A 15,829-nucleotide genomic window follows, 5' to 3' on the forward strand; every position below is an offset into this window, starting at 1 on the left:
TGCTTATCCTTACCCTTGGAAAGCCGCTTGGACGCAGAAGGAGCCGCGATTCGTGCGCCTGATCAGAATTTGGGGCGAGCGGCCGGAAACGCGGAACCGACATCGAAGACTTTCTAGAATGAAAAAAGCCAAGGCGGAATGCCCTGGCTACCCTGGAAGGGATGAATTCAGTTGGAGCGGATCGGTTTGTCGCCCGGCTTCCAGTTCATCGGACAAAGCCCGCCGGACTGCAGCGCTTGGAGCACGCGCAGCGTCTCCTCGACGCTGCGGCCGACGTCGTTGTGGTGGACGACCTGATGCTTCAGCTCGCCCTCCGGATCGACGATGAACAGGCCGCGCAGCGCGATGCCTTCTTCTTCGATCAAGACGCCGTAGTCGCGAGCAACCTGCTTCGTCATGTCGGATGCCAGCGGAAAGCTCAGCTTGCCGAGTCCGTTCTCGCTCTTCGGCGTGTTGATCCAGGCCTTGTGGCTGTGGACGCTGTCGATGCTGACGCCGAGGATGTCCGCGTCCAGCTTGCGGAACCGGTCGGCCGCATCGCTGAGCGCCGTAATTTCCGTCGGGCACACGACCGTAAAGTCGAGCGGATAGAAAAAGAAGACGAGCCATCTGCCGCGGTAGTCGGAAAGCGACGCCCTGCCGAACTCCTTGCCCTCGCCGTCGACGGTCTCCATCGTAAAATCCGGCGCCGGACGGCCGACCAAACGTTCTGCCATGATTCCGAAACCCTCCTTCACGCTAAATGCGCATCGGAATTAGGTTGTCCAAAAAACGGCAGTCCATTCGAAAGGAGGGGGCTTCCCGCGAGCCGGAAAGCTTAGCGGATCGCGCTCGCGATCAGGTCGCCCATCGCTTCGGTGCCGATCGCCTTGGACTTGTCGACCGCGATGTCGCCCGTGCGGTGGCCGGCGTCGAGCACTTCCTTGACCGCGTCCTCGATCGCTTGCGCCGCGTCATGATAGCCGAACGTGAGGCGGAACATGAGCGCGACCGACAAAATCGTCGCGATCGGATTGGAGATGCCCTGGCCCGCGATGTCGGGAGCCGATCCGTGCACCGGCTCGTACAGGCCGAAGCTGCCTTCGCCGAGCGACGCCGAGCTCAGCATGCCGATCGAGCCGGTCAGCATCGCCGCCTCATCGCTCAGGATGTCGCCGAACATGTTCTCCGTGACGATGACGTCGAAGCTCGACGGACGGCGCAGCAGCTGCATCGCGCAGTTGTCGACGAGCACATGCTCCAGCTCGACCTCCGGATACTCCGGAGCGATCCGGTTCACGACCTCGCGCCACAGGCGGGACGTCTCCAGCACGTTCGCCTTGTCGACGGACGCCAGCCGCTTGCTGCGGGTCATCGCGATGTCGAACGCCTGGCGCACGATGCGCTCGATCTCCTGCACGTTGTAGACGCAGGTGTCGACCGCTTCCTGCCCGTGCTCGCCCTCGCGGCGGAACTTCTCGCCGAAGTAGATGCCGCCCGTCAGCTCGCGCACGACGATCAGGTCGGTGCCCTCGAGCACCTCGGGCTTCAGCGTGGAGGCATCCTTCAGGCAGTCGAACACCGTCGCCGGACGGATGTTGGAGAACAGGCCGAGCGCCTTGCGGATGCCGAGCAGTCCCGTCTCAGGACGCAGCTCCTTCGAGTTGTTGTCCCACTTCGGTCCGCCGACCGCGCCGAGCAGCACCGCATCGGCCTTTTGGCAGATGTCCAGCGTCTCCTGCGGCAGCGGGGTTCCCTTCTCGTCGATGGCGATGCCCCCGAACAGGCCGTGCTCGAATTCGAAGCGGTACTCGTACCGCTCCTCGATTTTCTTGATGACCTTGATGGCCTCGCCGACGACTTCCGGTCCGATGCCGTCGCCTGCGATGACCGCGATCTTTTTCACTTCTGCCATAGTTGAACACTCCTGTCTCGTCTCGATAACGAATGAGAATAACTATCATCAGTTGTACCATACTCCCGCTCGATTGTTCCAAGATAGGATAGCTATGGTGTTGATAGGGCGCGCCTATAGAGCAGCCTTCGCGAGATGAAAAAGCCCGCCTGCTGCGGAAACAGGCGGACCGGATGGAGCTGTAAAGAGAAGCTCGCGTCGCGTCAGATCAGGCTCATCTTGTCGCGGCGGCCCGGAGCCTTGCGCTTCTCGATGAGCCGGTTGAGCGCGTCGACATACGCGCGCGCGCTCGCCTCGAGGATGTCCGTGCTCACGCCGCGGCCCTGCGCGGATACGCCGTCCTGCAGCAGCACGACATGCACCTCGCCGAGCGCGTCCTTGCCGTCCGTGACGGACTTGATGGAGTAGTCGTCCAGCTCGACCGTCTCGCCCGTGACGAGGTCGATCGCGTTGAACAGGGCGTCGACAGAGCCGTTGCCCTCCGCCGTGCCCGACTGCACGCCGCGCTCCTCGACCCGGATCGAGACGGATCCCTTCGGCGTAGAGCGGTTGCCGTAATGGACCTCGACGGTTTCGAGCGCGTACACCTCCGGCGTGTCGACGAGCTTCTCCTCCAGCATCGCGAGCAGATCCTCGTCCGTAACGTTCTTCTTGCGGTCGGCCAGATCCTTGAACTTGGCGAACGCGGCGTTCAGCGCCTCGTCCTCGAGCTCATAGCCGAGATCGAGCAGCTTCTCGCGGAACGCGTGGCGGCCGGAGTGCTTGCCCATGACGAGCTTCGACTCCTTGATGCCGATCGTCTCGGGAGAGATGATCTCGTACGTCGTCTTCTCCTTGAGCATGCCGTCCTGATGGATGCCGGACTCATGGGCGAAGGCGTTCGCGCCGACGATCGCCTTGTTGCCCGGCACGACCATGCCGGTCAGCTTGCTGACGAGTCGGCTCGTACGGGCGATCTCGGTCAGCTTGAGGCCGGTCTTGGCGCCGTACAGAGCCGCGCGCGTCTCCAGCGCCAGCGCCACTTCCTCGATCGCCGTGTTGCCGGCGCGCTCGCCGATGCCGTTGATCGTGCCCTCGATCTGGTCGGCGCCGTTCTGGATCGCCGCCAGCGCGTTCGCCGTCGCCATGCCGAGGTCGTCATGGCAGTGGGCGCTGAGCTGGATCGTCTCGATGCCCGGCACCTGCTCTTTGAGCGTCTTGAAAATGTTGCCGAACTCGGCCGGCGTCATGTATCCGACCGTATCGGGGATGTTGACGACGGTCGCTCCCGCCCGGATCGCCATCTCCGTCACCTCGCACAGGAAGTCCAGCTCCGTGCGGCCTGCGTCCTCCGGCGAGAACTCGATCTTGGCGAACTTCTGCTTCGCGTAGCGGATCGCCTTGTCGGCCGTCGCGAGCACCTGCTCCTTCTCCATCTTGAGCTTATGCTTGCGATGGATCGGCGACGTCGCCAGGAAGATGTGGATGCACGGATCGGCCGCATCCTTGAGCGCTTCCCAGGCGGCGTCGATGTCGCGCTCGACGGCGCGCGCGAGGCCGATGACGGTCGCGGACTTGACCGCTGCGGCCACCGCCTGCACCGCCGCCAGATCGCCCGGCGAGGCGGCCGGGAAGCCGGCCTCGATGCGGTCGACGCCGAGCTTCTCGAGCTGGAGGGCGATCTCCACCTTTTCCCGGGTATTCAGGTTGACCCCGGGCGATTGCTCGCCGTCGCGGAGCGTTGTATCGAAAATATAGATCTTGCGCAAGCCGGCACCTCCGTTCGGTAGGATTGTTTAGCTTATGAAGCGGCAAACGCGCCTCATTCCAGGTGGAAGAAGCGCGCTGCCGTGCTGCTTGACTCGTCTTACTTCTTGATCCAGTGCATCAGCTCGCGCAGCTGCGCGCCCGTCTTCTCGATCGGATGCTCGGCTTCGTTGCGGCGGGTCGCCGTCAGCATGGCGCGGCCGGACTTGTTCTCGAGGATGAAGTCGCGGGCGAACTTGCCTTGCTGGATGTCGGAGAGCACTTCCTTCATCGCTTTTTTCGTCTCGTCGGTCACGATGCGCGGGCCGGTGACATAATCGCCGTACTCGGCCGTGTTGGAGATGGAGTCGCGCATCGACGCCAGTCCGCCTTCGTACATCAGGTCGACGATCAGCTTCAGCTCATGGAGACATTCGAAGTACGCCATCTCCGGCGCGTAGCCCGCTTCCACCAGCGTTTCGAAGCCGGCTTTGACGAGCGCGGACGTGCCGCCGCAAAGGACAGCCTGCTCGCCGAACAGGTCGGTCTCGGTCTCTTCGCGGAACGAAGTCTCGAATACTCCGGCACGGGTGCAGCCGATGCCCTTCGCGTAAGCGAGGCCGATCGCCTGGGCATTGCCCGTCGCGTCCTGCTCGACCGCGATCAGGCCGGGAACGCCGAAGCCTTCGACATACGTGCGGCGCACCATGTGGCCCGGCGATTTCGGAGCGACGAGCAGCACGTCCGTGTCCTTGCTCGGCACGATTTGGCCGAAGTGCACGTTGAAGCCGTGGGAGAACATGAGAGCGGCGCCTTTTTTGAGGTTCGGGGCGATCTCATCGTTGTACACCTGGGCTTGCGTCTCGTCCGGCATGAGGATCTGGACAACGTCCGCCTTGCGGGTCGCGTCGGCGACGGTCAGCACCTCGAAGCCGTCGTTGCGGGCTTTGTCGGCGGACTTGCCTTCGCGCAGGCCGATGACGACCTTCACGCCGCTGTCGCGCAGGTTTTGCGCTTGAGCATGGCCTTGGCTGCCGTAACCGATGACTGCTACCGTCTTGCCTTGGAGAACGCTGAGATCCGCGTCGTTTTCATAGAACAATTTAACTGCCATGATGAGATGATGCCTCCTTTGGATTGGAACCCCTTTGAGCGGGTGTTTAAAGAGACAGCGCGTTAAAGCTCGAGCGGGGAGCGGCTCGTCTGCCTTCCTTAAACTCCCGCTCAAAGCGGGTTTTTGAGGTGTTATAGGTAAAAACAATAGCCTTATAGATTCGTTGTCGAACTTATCCGAAAATTCGCGCTACAGTCCGGCGGCGCATCGTCTGGCTCCTGGCGCGGAGCGAATCAGGAGCGGACGGTGCCGCGGTTCATGGCCGTCACGCCGGTGCGGGAAAGCTCCCGGATGCCGTATGGACGCAGCAGCTCGATCATCGCGTCGATCTTGTCGGTCCCTCCGACCGCCTGCACGATCAGCGAGCTCGGTCCGATGTCGACGACCGCGGCGCGGAACGTCTCGACGACGCCGAGAATTTCCGGACGGGCTGCCGGCTCGGCGTTGACCTTGATCAGCGCCAGCTCGCGGGCGACCATCGGGCTGCCGCTCACGTCGACGACCTTGATGACGTCGATCAGCTTGTACAGCTGCTTGGACACTTGCTCCAGCACCTTCTCGTCGCCTTCCGTGACGATGACCATGCGGGAGAGGCCCGCTTCCTCGCTGGCGCCGACCGTGATGCTCTCGATGTTGAAGCCTCTCCGTCCGAACAGGCCAGCCACGCGCTGCAGCACGCCCGGCTGGTTGTTCACGAGGACGGCGATCGTATATCTCTGGTTCATTGTTCATCCCCCATCAGCATGACGTCGATCGTGTTGCCCTGGGTGACCATCGGGTAGACGTTCTCGCCTTTGCGGACGACGAATTCCACGACTGCCGGACCCGGATGGGCAAGCGCTTCTTTCCAGGCCGCCTCCGCCTCCTGCTTGTTCGTCGCGCGGAAGCCTTTGACGCCGTACGCCTCGGCCAGCTTGACGAAGTCGGGGCTGCCGGCCAGGTCGATGTGGCTGTAGCGGTTGTCGTAGATGATCTCCTGCCACTGGCGCACCATGCCGAGCACCTGGTTGTTGATGATCGCGACCTTGACCGGAATGTTGTTGATCGCGCAGATCGCCAGCTCCTGGGCGCACATCTGCATGCCGCCGTCGCCGTTGATGCTGACGACGAGCCGGTCCGGGTGCGCCATCTGCGCGCCGATCGCGGACGGGAAGCCGAAGCCCATCGTGCCGAGGCCGCCGGAGGTGATCCAGGAGCGCGGCTGGTTGAAGCGGTAGTACTGCGCCGCCCACATCTGATGCTGGCCGACGTCCGTCGTGACGATCGCGTTGCCCTCGGTCGTATCGTGGATCATGCCGATGACCCACTGCGGCTTGAGCTCGGTGTCGGAATCGACGTACCGCAGCGGCTGGTCCTGCTTCCATTGCCGGATCTGGGCGCGCCAGGCGTCCGCCTTGTCGGCAAAGCCGACCTCCTGGTTGAGCAGGCCGAGCGTCGTCTTGACGTCGCCGACGATCGGGATGTCCGTCGGCACGTTTTTGCCGATCTCGGCCGGATCGATGTCGATGTGCACGATCTTGGCCTTGGACGCGAAGCCGTCCAGCTTCATCGTCACGCGGTCGTCGAAGCGGGCGCCGATGTTGATGAGCAGGTCGCTCTCCTGGATCGCCTTGTTGGAGGCGTACGCTCCGTGCATGCCCGGCATGCCGACCCATAGCTCGTTGCCGCTCGGGAAGCCGCCGAGGCCGAGCAGCGTCGTCGTGACCGGAATGCCCGTCTTGACCGCGAATTCCAGCAGCTCCTCATGGCCGCCCGAGTAGACGACGCCGCCGCCGGCGAGGATGAGCGGACGCTCCGCTTCGGCGATCGCCCGGACGAGCTTGTCGAGCTGCGGCTTGCGCGGCGTGACGGTCGGATTGTAGCCGCGGATGCTCACGTCCGTCACCGGCTTGAACAGCGCCTTGGCCGCCGAGACATCCTTCGGGATGTCGATCAGGACCGGGCCTTTGCGGCCGCTGTTCGCGATGTGGAACGCCTCGTGGATGACGCGCGGCAGGTCCTCGACGTCCCGCACGAGATAACTGTGCTTCGTGATCGGCATCGTGATGCCGGTGATGTCCGCTTCCTGGAACGCGTCCGTGCCGATGAAGCTCGTCGCGACGTTGCCCGTAATGACGACGAGCGGCACGCTGTCCATGAACGCGGTCGCGATGCCGGTGACGAGGTTCGTCGCTCCCGGCCCGGAGGTCGCGATGCAGACGCCGACCTTGCCGGAAGCTCTCGCATAGCCGTCCGCCGCATGGATCGCGCCTTGCTCGTGGCGGGTCAGCACGTGGTTGAAGTCCTTGAAGCCGTGCATGGCGTCGTAGATGAACAGCACCGCGCCGCCCGGGTAGCCGAATACACATTCCACGCCCTCGAGCACCAGGCTGCGGAGCAGCATTTCAGAGCCGCTCACCACTTCCGGCTTCCTCATTCTATCCATGATCTCTTCCTTGGAGCGCACTGCTTCGCCTTGCATCACCATCATGTGATCCTCCCTTCGTGACGGCGGCGGTGTCGACGGTCCGCCTTCGCCCCTATCGTATTGGCTGAATCAAAAAAACCTTTCGCCCTCTATGCCGAAGCATAGGGACGAAAGGTTGATCTTCCGTGGTACCACCCAGGTTTACGCCGCATCTCGCGATGCGGAGTCTCAAGAAGTAAGACGCGAGATGCATGCCTCATCGGTCCTACTTCGGCAGGTTAACGCATGCCAGGCGATTCTCCCTAATGAAAGCGCAAGGGCGCTTCGTTCAGGAAAACAGCTCCGAGGTGAGCTCGTTGGAAAGGGATGCTGGCGGCGGTTGCAGCGAATCCGTCGCTCTCTGGACAGTAGAGCCCTTAACACTTCGTCCTCTTCATTGCTGTTCGGGTATTAGCTTAGACCTTATTATAGGTTTGAGCTTATCATCCGTCAATACTTAGATTACGCGGCTGCAGGAAAAGTTATGTACGAGGCCGGAAAACGAATCGCTTCGCAACCGGCCCCGCTTCGGCATAGACTGTGGAGACGGCCGCGGCGGATGCCCGCTCCGCCTCATGCGGAAGCGCTCCGCCGGCCCGTCGGAAGGAGTCTCCCGCATGCGCCAAATCCGCTATCGCGGGCATCGCCCGGACGATCTGCCGACGCTGATCCGCCTCATCCGCACCGAGCTGATGCCGATGTCCCATACGGTCAGTCCCGACGATCCCGCCGTGCTTGCCGAATTGCCGGACCGCTTCGACAGCGGCCGCACGATCGTCGCCGCTCCCGAAGGCGGCCCCCCGCTCGGCTTCGTCCATTTCGGCCAGATTCACTCGCTGCTCCACATCGACATGCTCGTGGTCGATCCGGCCAGCCGCAAGCACGGCATCGGCCTGGAGCTCATGCGCCGCGCCGAGCGCGAAGGAACGCTGGGCGGGTCGCTCATGGCCGTGCTGTTCGTCGACGACGTCAACGAAAAGGCGCGCCGGTTCTACGCTCGCGAGGGCTACGAGCCGGTGCGCCATTTTCCCGATCTGAAGGTGACGCAGTGGACGAAGCCGCTGCGATCCGAAGGTCAGTAGAACCCTTTCGGTCCGACTGGAGGGCAGCAGCCCGGACCGTAAGGGCCGTAAGGACCTCCAGGGCCGCCCGGTCCCGGTCCATAAGGGCCGTAAGGGCCGGGTCCCGGTCCGTAGGGGCCGCCGAAGCCCCCGCCATAAGCGCCGAAAGGAGCGAGGCCGATCGCAAGGACGGAGAACAGCGCCAGCGGCAAGATGAAGGCGCGGGTGCCCGCCTTGCCGGCTTGCTCCTGAACGCGCACATAGAGCTTGTCGCCGTTCAGCTTTTCCAGCTTGCCCGTTACGACCGAGCCGTCCTTCATCTTGACCTCGACCGTCTGGCCGATGAGTGCCTGCACTTGCTGCTTGGAGACGTTAGACAACATGATTCCTCCTTTCCGTTCCTTCCAGCTTATTCTCCCGGCGGCCGTCCCGGCTGTACGGATGTCCGCATGAACGCAAAAAAAGGCTGCTCCCTGTCATCTGCATGACGGGAACAGCCTTTTGATGCTAGGCGTTCAGCTTTTGCTTGGCCACGTCAGCCAGGCTGTTGAACGAGCCGATGTCGTTCACGGCCAGGTCGGCAAGAACCTTGCGGTTCACTTCGACGCCGGCTTGCTTCAGGCCGAACATGAATTTGCTGTAGGACAGGCCGTTCAGACGCGCAGCGGCGTTGATGCGGACGATCCACAGCTTGCGGAAGTCGCGCTTCCGTTGGCGACGGTCGCGGTACGCGTACAGCAGGGATTTGTTGACCTGCTCCTTTGCGGTTTTAAACAGGCGATGCTTGGAACCGAAGTAACCCTTTGCGAGCTTAAGAATCCGTTTGCGGCGACGGGCGCGAACGAATCCGCCTTTTACTCTTGCCATGATAATACCCTCCTGTAGGTTCTAATCAAATAAATCTCAGGGAAATGCTATTTCAGTTGCGCGAGGCCTTGAGCCAGACGGCTTACGTCGCCGGCAGCCATGTTCGGCTGGGTAGCCAGAACGCGCTTCGTGCGGCCCGATTTATGGGAGAGCAGGTGGTTGCGGTACGCCTTGTAGCGCTTTACCTTGCCCGTTCCCGTGATCTTGAAGCGGTCTTTCAGACTGCTGTGGGTTTTCATCTTAGGCATGTCGTTATCCTCCTTGAATAAATGAAAATCAATTGTTGTTCTTCGGTGCCAAAATCATGATCATGCTGCGTCCTTCCAGTTTCGGCACACGCTCGACGTTGCAGATGTCGGCCACTTCGGTCTGGAGACGCTCCAGAATGCGCTGGCCGACCGCCGCATGCGCGATCTCGCGTCCGCGGTAGCGGACGGAGGCTTTGACCTTGTCGCCTTCGCCAAGGAACTTGATGACGTTGCGGAGCTTGGTCTGATAATCATGCTCGTCGATGTTGGAGCGGAACCACACTTCCTTCAGATCGACGATCTTCTGGTTTTTGCGGGCTTCCTTCTCCTTCTTCTGCTGCTCGTAGCGGAACTTGCCGTAGTCCATGATGCGGCATACCGGCGGCTTCGCTTGAGGAGCGATGTTGACCAGATCCATGTTGGCATCGATGGCCATCTGCAGCGCCTCGCGGATCGGCTTGATGCCAAGCTGCTCGCTCTCGGGTCCGACCAGGCGTACTTCCCTCGCCCGGATGTCGTCGTTGATTTGGTGATCTCGGCTAATAATCGTCCACCTCCGAATGGGATTGGTGTTGCGCGCGTGAATGCTCTATAAAAAGCAAAAGCGGGTCCTGGAGCAGGACCCGCGTGAGACGCCGTAGTAGATCCGTCCTCTCTCCGCAAGGAGGGAAGGCGGCCATATTGCGTATCGCATACCAGCCGACGGCGTCGGTCAGGTGAGAAGCGGGCGCTCCTGCTTGTGCGAATATGTCGTTGTAAATTGCATGAAATCAAGAACACTTGAACTAATGTACCATGACGACGAGCTGCCTGTCAACCGCCCTACGAAGCCTGCTTGCTCTGCACTTCCTCCAGGCGGATGACGCGCGTATGCTGCGTATGGCTCCATTGCTTGTTGTTCTGCGTGAAGAACGCATAGAACGTGATCGGCAGCCAGCTGAGCTGGAAGACGATCATCGACAGCAGATGGGCGTACATCTTGCCGGACTTGATCCCTTCAAGCGCCATGACGAGCGGGAACATAAGCGCGGCGGACGCGAGCGCGACGGCCGGCACCCAGAATGGAAGATACGCATAGATCGACGAGAACACATTGTCTGCCGGCAGCACGTAATCGATCCAGATGACGACGGTGCCGACGAAGCCGAGCAGCGTGCTGTAGACCGAGAACGAGTACAGCGCCGCATCGAACTTGACGAAATTGCGCTCCTTGATGCTGGCCCAGAGCAGCGGGAAGAAATACTGGCGGGCGACGGTGAAGTGGCCCTGCATCCAGCGCAGGCGCTGGCGCGCCGAGGCGCGGAAGGAGACCGGCTTCTCGTCGTACACCTTGGCCTCGTAGTTGAGCACCGGATGCACGCCGCGCTGCACGCAGCGCATGGAGAACTCCAGGTCCTCGACGAGGCTCGTCGCGCCCCAGCCCATTTCCTTCAGCAGGCCGCTTTCGAAGCACATGCCGGTGCCTCCGAGGAAGTTCGCCATGCCGAGGTTGCGGCGCGACAGCTGCCAGAGGCGGTTGCAGTACCAGTAGGTAATGCCGTAGGATGCCGTGACCCAGGAGTCGTCCGGATTTTTCGTATCGAGGTAGCCCTGGATGACTTGATGGCCATTGCACAGGTCATTGTTCATGTGGATGAGGAAATCGGTGTTCACCAGATTGTCCGCGTCGAACATGACGACGGCGTCGTACTGCTTGGGCATCGCCCACAGCTCCTTCAGCATCCATTCGATGGCGTAGCCCTTGCCTTTGAGCTGGTTGTTGAACCGCTCGCAAGCGTGCGCGCCCATGCTGCGGGAGATGTCGGCCGTGCCGTCCGTGCAGTTGTCGCAGATGACGAACACGTCGTACAGCTCTTTCGGATAATCCAGGCGGTTCAGGTTCTCGATCAGCGCGCCGACGACCTTCTCTTCGTTGTGGGCCGCGACAAGAATGGCGAACGATTTCTGCGGCTTGTGCCGGATCGTCTTTTTCTTGCGGACGATGCCGAACAACGCCAAGCCGAACTGATAGATTCCGACGAATGCCAGGAAAATTTGCAATGCGATCATGATGGAACTCGCGATCATTTGTGTTGCCCCCTTGAGACCCCGATTTTAATATTCTCTCTGTACATGCTGCGGGCTCTTTTCTCTCTGTGTTGGTTTTTTTAATGTCAGCTTTTCTGGAAACGGCCCTTTTGATTTTCCACGGAACCCGTAGCTTTGTCAAAAGGCGAATCCCCTTCGTTTCGGCTCAAAGCAAGGGGAAAAACGCTTGCAACGAGCATTAAAGACTAGGATGCCCTCATTTGCTTGCGCTAACCGCTTCTTCCATTCATTTGCTGGCGTTTTGATGCTTTCGTCCTTACCGACGAGCGACCGCCTCGAAAAGTTCTCCAAGGTCCGACAAAAGGCGGTGACAATCCGGTGAACGACGGGTTTCGCTTCAAGGACGCATCCGCCAGCGGATGCGTCCTTCCTCCCATCATTACCACGCCCGCGAAACCTAAAACGGCTTTCGCTTCATTCAGCCCTAACAAATCTGCTTTAGAATGAAGCTGCGACATATTCAGATCGCACGCGGAAGGTTATGATAGGGGTACAGAATACCAAACCGACGGGAGGAGTGGCGATGTTCATCGGCTGGCTCCGCATGAAGGAGCGAAGGCTGCTGCTTTGGCTGAACCGCGGCCCTGCGGGAGCGAGGCTCGGCGCCGTCGTGAGGCGCTGGCTGTCGACCGTGACGCATATGGGCGGAGCGACGTTCACGCTGAGCGCCTCCCTGCTGCTCTTGCTGCTCGGCGAAGGAGCTTGGGAGCTCGCCGGCTGGCAGAGCCTCGCGGCGGTCGTCGTCAGCCATATTCCGGTCGCCGTCGTCAAGCGCACGCTCAAGCGGCTGCGGCCCTACCAGGCGATCGAAGGCGTCCGCACGGGCAAAAGCCCGCTGGCGGACTCCTCCTTTCCCTCCGGCCATACGACAGCGGTTTTCGCCTGGATCGTCCCGTTGTCGTACGCTGCCGCTTCCGAGCTGCCCGCCTGGCTGCCGCTCATCGTCGCTGCCGCCGCGCTGATCGCCGGTTCGGTCGGATGGTCCCGGATGTACCTGGGACTTCATTACCCGTCCGACGTCGGCGCCGGAGCGCTGCTCGGCACGTTGACCGCGCTGCTGGCCATCTCGTTCATCGGCAGCTAGGCCGCTCGCGGCGGACAGGCTGCCGCTGCCGGAGGCAGGCGCAAAAGCGAACCGCCCGCCGTCCCCTTGCAAGGGAACGGCGGGCGGTTCGCTTTCGTTATCAGGTCCGCTGCGGCGGCAGGCTCACGCCTGGGAGCCGTGAAGCTTGGCCTTTTCCAGGTCCTCGCGCTCCTTGGCCGCCTCGCGGCTGCGGCGGGCGTTCTTCTCGTCGCGGTATGCGGCGAGCGCGGAAGCTCCGACGACGACCTCGCAGCGGTGGATCGGCAGCCCTTGCTGGATGAATTTGCTTTCGTACTCGGTGAGCACCAGATCGTCCCGCACCTCGTCGCGATGCAGGTCGAGCGAGATGGCGCGCATCTGCATCTCCGTCTCGGCGTAGCTGTTGAGCGAGAACTCGAACAGCAGCCGCGAATCCGTCTTCTGATGGATCTCGCCGTATTCATTGAGAATTACCGCGTACTGCTCCAAAAAGCGCGGATGCGACAGCCGCCGGCGCGCATGCTTGGACTTCGGCCACGGATCGCTGAAGTTCAGGTAGATCCGCTCCAGCTCGCCGGGGGCGAACATATCCGAGATGTTCTCGATGTTGGCGCGCAGCAGCGCCAGATTCGGCGGGTAGCCCTCCAGGCCGAGCTCCTCCCTCGCCAGCAGCGCCTTTTCGCTCGCGCGGCGGATCAGCTCGTCGTACATGTCCACGCCGATGTAGTTCACGTCCGGGTTGCGCACGCTGTGCTGGCTGATGAACTTGCCCTTGCCCATGCCCAGCTCCACATGGATCGGCTTGTCGTTGCCGAAAAATTCCTTCCACTTGCCTTTATGCTTCTCGGCATCGAGCACGACGAGGCGCGGCAGCGCCTCCAGCTCCTCGCGGATGCCTTTTCTTCCTCTCAAGCGCATGATTCGATTATTCCTCCAATAGCCTCGGCCGTCGGCCTAAGCAGACTCTACCGTCCTATTGTGCCTAAGACAGCTCCGCTTGTAAAGAAAAAGCGGCTCCGGGAGGCTGTGCCTGCCGCGGAAACCGCTCGGTTCGAAAGAGTGGATGCTAGTTCAGCATCTGATAGGGGATCGGCTGCTCCAGCTCGTACGTCTCGGACAGCACATGGTTCAGCTTGCGGCGGGCCTCGATTTCAAGGCGGTGATTGCCGTGGAACCGAATTCCGGCGAGGGCCATCAGTTCCTTGACCGTGAGCTCGATCGTGACCTTGCTGTCGCCTTGCGGAATTTTCACCGTGTTCATGTTCATCACCTCATGGATTTTTTTACAGCATTCCCAGGAGATCGGGCGCTTATGAAAATCAGGGTCGCGGCAGCGTTCAAGTGATGAAAAACCCTTGATTTAATTGATTTCTTTCCTCTTTAATTTAACACATCATGTAAGGTTTATCAAGCCCAAAATAAGCGCTTTCATTATTTATTTTTTCCAGCTTGTCCACCTCGGGCCGCAGGCCTGCATGCCCGGAGACCTTTGGCGCGGAAGCGAAATTCAGGTATGATGGTAGCAACCCGACGCGGCGGGCGGCTGCGGCCGTCCGACCGCCGAATCCGAGCGTTTTTGAAAGGAGCCGACATGCAAGCTGCAACGCCATCCGCCTCTTCCCCGCTCCTGTGGGGAGACAAGCGGTTCCATACCTGGAATTACGAGATGAGAGAGCAGTTCGGCGGCAAGGTGTTCAAGGTGATGCTGGACGCCGGCTTCACCTGCCCGAACCGCGACGGTGCCGTCGCGACGGGCGGCTGCACGTTCTGCAGCGCGCGCGGCTCGGGAGACTTCGCCGGCAGCCGCCGGGACGACCTCATCCAGCAGTTCGATACGATCCGCGACCGCCAGCATCTCAAATGGCCCGACGCCCGCTACATCGGGTATTTCCAGGCCTACACCAATACGTACGCGCCGGTCGAGGAGCTGCGCCTCTATTATGAAGCGATCCTGGCGCAGCCGGGCGTCGTCGGACTCTCGATCGCGACCCGGCCGGACTGCCTGCCCGACGATGTCGTCGACTATCTCGCCGAGCTGAACGAGCGCACCTACCTCTGGATTGAGATGGGGCTGCAGACGATCCACGAGTCGACCTCGGACCTCATCAACCGCGCCCACGACACCGCCTGCTACCTCGATGCGGTGCGGCGCCTGCGCGAGCGCGGCATCCGCGTCTGCGCCCATATCATCTACGGCCTGCCGCAGGAGACGCATGAGATGATGCTGGACACCGGCCGCGCCGTCGCGGCGATGGACGTGCAGGGCATCAAGATCCATCTGCTCCATCTCATGCGCAAGACGCCGATGGTCAAGCAGTACGAGGACGGACTGCTGCGCTTCCTGGAAATGGACGAGTACGTCCAGCTCGTCGTCGACACGCTGGAGCTGCTGCCGCCGGAGATGATCGTGCACCGGCTCACCGGCGACGCGCCGCGCGAGCTGCTGATCGGACCGACCTGGAGCCTGCGCAAATGGGAAGTGCTGAACGCGTTCGACGACGAGCTCTCCCGCCGCGGCACCTGGCAGGGACGGCTCTGGCAGCCTGCCGCTCCCGGCCTGCTGCCGGAGCCGGAGCACGCGCCGGCGCTGACCAAGCCGGGCCGCAAGCTGTCCGCCGCCAAGTACGCCGCTCTCATGAAGGCGGCAGCGCAGGACGCGCCGGGCTGCGAGCCGGGGGAGCGGAGCTGATGGGCCTGCTCTCCGTCATCGGCATGGCGCATGGCTGGGTGCGCCAGCGCGTCCAGCCCGGCGACGCGGTCATCGACGCCACGCTTGGCGGCGGCGTCGACGCGCGCTTCCTCGCGGAGCTCGTCGGACCGCGCGGCTCGCTGATCGGCTTCGACGTGCAGGAGGAGGCGCTGCGGCGCACGCGCGAGCGGCTCGAGCCGCTGCAGGCAGCCGGCCGGCTGCCTGCGCGCACCTCCCTGCTGCTGCAGTCGCACGGCGAGCTGGAGACGGCCGTGCCGCCGGAGCTCCGCGGCCGGATCGCGGCCGTGCTGTTCAATCTCGGCTACTTGCCGGGCTCCGAGGATACGAGCCTCATCACGACGCCGCAGACGACGCTGCCGGCGCTGGAGGCCGCGCTCCGCGTCCTTCGCCCCGGCGGCATCCTCGCCTGCGTCCTCTATCCCGGCCACCCCGGCGGCGCCGAGGAAGCGGACGAGGTGATGCGCTGGACGGCCGGCCTGCCGGCGGAATCGGCGCAGGCGGCCGTCTATCGGCTCGTGCAGAAGCCGTCCGCGCCCTACGCGCTCGGCATCGAGAAAAAAGCTTCGCCGACCGGCTCGCCCGAGCCGAGTTCATTCCATTAAAAGGAGGAAAT

At 62.1% G+C, this 15,829-nt stretch carries 17 protein-coding genes; 4 read left to right on the forward strand and 13 right to left on the reverse strand.

Annotation, left to right across the window (positions count from 1 at the left end):
* Positions 1–167: 167 nt before the first annotated feature.
* The 6 genes from H582_RS0119770 to ilvB all read right to left on the reverse strand — a co-directional run bounded on the left by H582_RS0119770 (position 168) and on the right by ilvB (position 7,200).
* A complete protein-coding gene (locus tag H582_RS0119770; RefSeq protein ID WP_028599929.1) occupies positions 168–716 on the reverse strand; it encodes a peroxiredoxin in 549 nt (182 codons plus the stop codon).
* Positions 717–817: 101 nt separating this feature from the next.
* Positions 818–1,894 carry a 3-isopropylmalate dehydrogenase gene (leuB, locus tag H582_RS0119775; RefSeq protein WP_028599930.1) on the reverse strand — a complete coding sequence of 359 codons (1,077 nt, stop codon included), beginning with the start codon at positions 1,892–1,894 and terminating at the stop codon, positions 818–820.
* Positions 1,895–2,097: 203 nt separating this feature from the next.
* Positions 2,098–3,642 (reverse strand): 2-isopropylmalate synthase, encoded by a 1,545-nt coding sequence (locus tag H582_RS0119780; RefSeq protein ID WP_028599931.1) that lies wholly within the window; start codon positions 3,640–3,642, stop codon positions 2,098–2,100.
* Between the two features lie 98 nt (positions 3,643–3,740).
* The gene (gene ilvC / locus H582_RS0119785; protein ID WP_028599932.1) at positions 3,741–4,733 is read right to left on the reverse strand and encodes a ketol-acid reductoisomerase; all 993 of its coding nucleotides are present in this window, start codon (positions 4,731–4,733) and stop codon (positions 3,741–3,743) included.
* Between the two features lie 233 nt (positions 4,734–4,966).
* A complete protein-coding gene (gene ilvN / locus H582_RS0119790) occupies positions 4,967–5,458 on the reverse strand; it encodes an acetolactate synthase small subunit (RefSeq protein ID WP_028599933.1) in 492 nt (163 codons plus the stop codon).
* Positions 5,455–7,200, reverse strand: coding sequence for a biosynthetic-type acetolactate synthase large subunit (gene ilvB / locus H582_RS0119795; protein ID WP_028599934.1), 1,746 nt, complete (start codon positions 7,198–7,200; stop codon positions 5,455–5,457). The genes ilvN and ilvB overlap by 4 nt, the downstream gene beginning before the upstream one ends.
* 596 nt (positions 7,201–7,796) lie before the next feature.
* On the opposite strand from ilvB, the gene H582_RS30360 reads away from it, so the two are divergent.
* A complete protein-coding gene (locus H582_RS30360; protein WP_052333462.1) occupies positions 7,797–8,261 on the forward strand; it encodes a GNAT family N-acetyltransferase in 465 nt (154 codons plus the stop codon).
* Here the strand turns inward: H582_RS30360 and H582_RS0119805 are convergent.
* The 5 genes from H582_RS0119805 to H582_RS0119825 form a co-directional block, all read right to left on the reverse strand.
* A complete protein-coding gene (locus H582_RS0119805; RefSeq protein WP_028599935.1) occupies positions 8,255–8,623 on the reverse strand; it encodes an LSm family protein in 369 nt (122 codons plus the stop codon). The genes H582_RS30360 and H582_RS0119805 overlap by 7 nt on opposite strands.
* A gap of 124 nt (positions 8,624–8,747) precedes the next feature.
* On the reverse strand, positions 8,748–9,107 hold the full coding sequence (rplT, locus tag H582_RS0119810) for a 50S ribosomal protein L20 (protein WP_028599936.1): 360 nt from the start codon (positions 9,105–9,107) through the stop codon (positions 8,748–8,750).
* 47 nt (positions 9,108–9,154) lie between these two features.
* Positions 9,155–9,355, reverse strand: coding sequence for a 50S ribosomal protein L35 (gene rpmI, locus H582_RS0119815; RefSeq protein WP_028599937.1), 201 nt, complete (start codon positions 9,353–9,355; stop codon positions 9,155–9,157).
* A gap of 28 nt (positions 9,356–9,383) precedes the next feature.
* A complete protein-coding gene (infC, locus tag H582_RS0119820; RefSeq protein WP_043111625.1) occupies positions 9,384–9,881 on the reverse strand; it encodes a translation initiation factor IF-3 in 498 nt (165 codons plus the stop codon).
* 296 nt (positions 9,882–10,177) lie between these two features.
* Positions 10,178–11,419 (reverse strand): glycosyltransferase family 2 protein, encoded by a 1,242-nt coding sequence (locus tag H582_RS0119825; RefSeq protein WP_028599939.1) that lies wholly within the window; start codon positions 11,417–11,419, stop codon positions 10,178–10,180.
* A 547-nt stretch (positions 11,420–11,966) separates the two neighbouring features.
* On the opposite strand from H582_RS0119825, the gene H582_RS0119830 reads away from it, so the two are divergent.
* The gene (locus H582_RS0119830; RefSeq protein WP_052333463.1) at positions 11,967–12,527 is read left to right on the forward strand and encodes a phosphatase PAP2 family protein; all 561 of its coding nucleotides are present in this window, start codon (positions 11,967–11,969) and stop codon (positions 12,525–12,527) included.
* Positions 12,528–12,650: 123 nt separating this feature from the next.
* Here the strand turns inward: H582_RS0119830 and trmB are convergent, their stop codons facing one another.
* Positions 12,651–13,424, reverse strand: coding sequence for a tRNA (guanosine(46)-N7)-methyltransferase TrmB (gene trmB, locus H582_RS0119835; RefSeq protein ID WP_028599941.1), 774 nt, complete (start codon positions 13,422–13,424; stop codon positions 12,651–12,653).
* A gap of 148 nt (positions 13,425–13,572) precedes the next feature.
* The gene (locus H582_RS0119840) at positions 13,573–13,767 is read right to left on the reverse strand and encodes a hypothetical protein (RefSeq protein ID WP_028599942.1); all 195 of its coding nucleotides are present in this window, start codon (positions 13,765–13,767) and stop codon (positions 13,573–13,575) included.
* 330 nt (positions 13,768–14,097) lie between these two features.
* Here H582_RS0119840 and mnmL point away from each other — a divergent pair, with 330 nt between their 5' ends.
* Positions 14,098–15,195: a tRNA modification radical SAM protein MnmL/YtqA gene (mnmL, locus tag H582_RS28585; RefSeq protein WP_084137445.1), complete on the forward strand. Its 1,098-nt coding sequence runs from the start codon at positions 14,098–14,100 to the stop codon at positions 15,193–15,195.
* A complete protein-coding gene (mnmM, locus tag H582_RS0119850) occupies positions 15,195–15,818 on the forward strand; it encodes a tRNA 5-(aminomethyl)-2-thiouridylate-methyltransferase MnmM (RefSeq protein ID WP_028599943.1) in 624 nt (207 codons plus the stop codon). Before mnmL ends, mnmM begins: the two co-directional genes overlap by 1 nt.
* Positions 15,819–15,829: the final 11 nt, after the last annotated feature.

Source organism: Paenibacillus pasadenensis DSM 19293, from assembly GCF_000422485.1.
Lineage (GTDB): Bacteria > Bacillota > Bacilli > Paenibacillales > Paenibacillaceae > Paenibacillus_O > Paenibacillus_O pasadenensis.

Bases quoted from the DNA above. Each gene is read 5' to 3' on its own strand.
- H582_RS0119770 (WP_028599929.1), bottom strand. From the start codon at position 716: ATGGCAGAACGTTTGGTCGGCCGTCCGGCGCCGGATTTTACGATGGAG.
- ilvN (WP_028599933.1), bottom strand. From the start codon at position 5,458: ATGAACCAGAGATATACGATCGCCGTCCTCGTGAACAACCAGCCGGGC.
- H582_RS0119830 (WP_052333463.1), top strand. From the start codon at position 11,967: ATGTTCATCGGCTGGCTCCGCATGAAGGAGCGAAGGCTGCTGCTTTGG.
- H582_RS0119840 (WP_028599942.1), bottom strand. From the start codon at position 13,767: ATGAACACGGTGAAAATTCCGCAAGGCGACAGCAAGGTCACGATCGAG.
- mnmM (WP_028599943.1), top strand. From the start codon at position 15,195: ATGGGCCTGCTCTCCGTCATCGGCATGGCGCATGGCTGGGTGCGCCAG.
- rpmI (WP_028599937.1), bottom strand. From the start codon at position 9,355: ATGCCTAAGATGAAAACCCACAGCAGTCTGAAAGACCGCTTCAAGATC.
- mnmL (WP_084137445.1), top strand. From the start codon at position 14,098: ATGCAAGCTGCAACGCCATCCGCCTCTTCCCCGCTCCTGTGGGGAGAC.
- H582_RS0119805 (WP_028599935.1), bottom strand. From the start codon at position 8,623: ATGTTGTCTAACGTCTCCAAGCAGCAAGTGCAGGCACTCATCGGCCAG.
- H582_RS30360 (WP_052333462.1), top strand. From the start codon at position 7,797: ATGCGCCAAATCCGCTATCGCGGGCATCGCCCGGACGATCTGCCGACG.
- ilvB (WP_028599934.1), bottom strand. From the start codon at position 7,200: ATGGTGATGCAAGGCGAAGCAGTGCGCTCCAAGGAAGAGATCATGGAT.
- leuB (WP_028599930.1), bottom strand. From the start codon at position 1,894: ATGGCAGAAGTGAAAAAGATCGCGGTCATCGCAGGCGACGGCATCGGA.
- trmB (WP_028599941.1), bottom strand. From the start codon at position 13,424: ATGCGCTTGAGAGGAAGAAAAGGCATCCGCGAGGAGCTGGAGGCGCTG.
- rplT (WP_028599936.1), bottom strand. From the start codon at position 9,107: ATGGCAAGAGTAAAAGGCGGATTCGTTCGCGCCCGTCGCCGCAAACGG.
- ilvC (WP_028599932.1), bottom strand. From the start codon at position 4,733: ATGGCAGTTAAATTGTTCTATGAAAACGACGCGGATCTCAGCGTTCTC.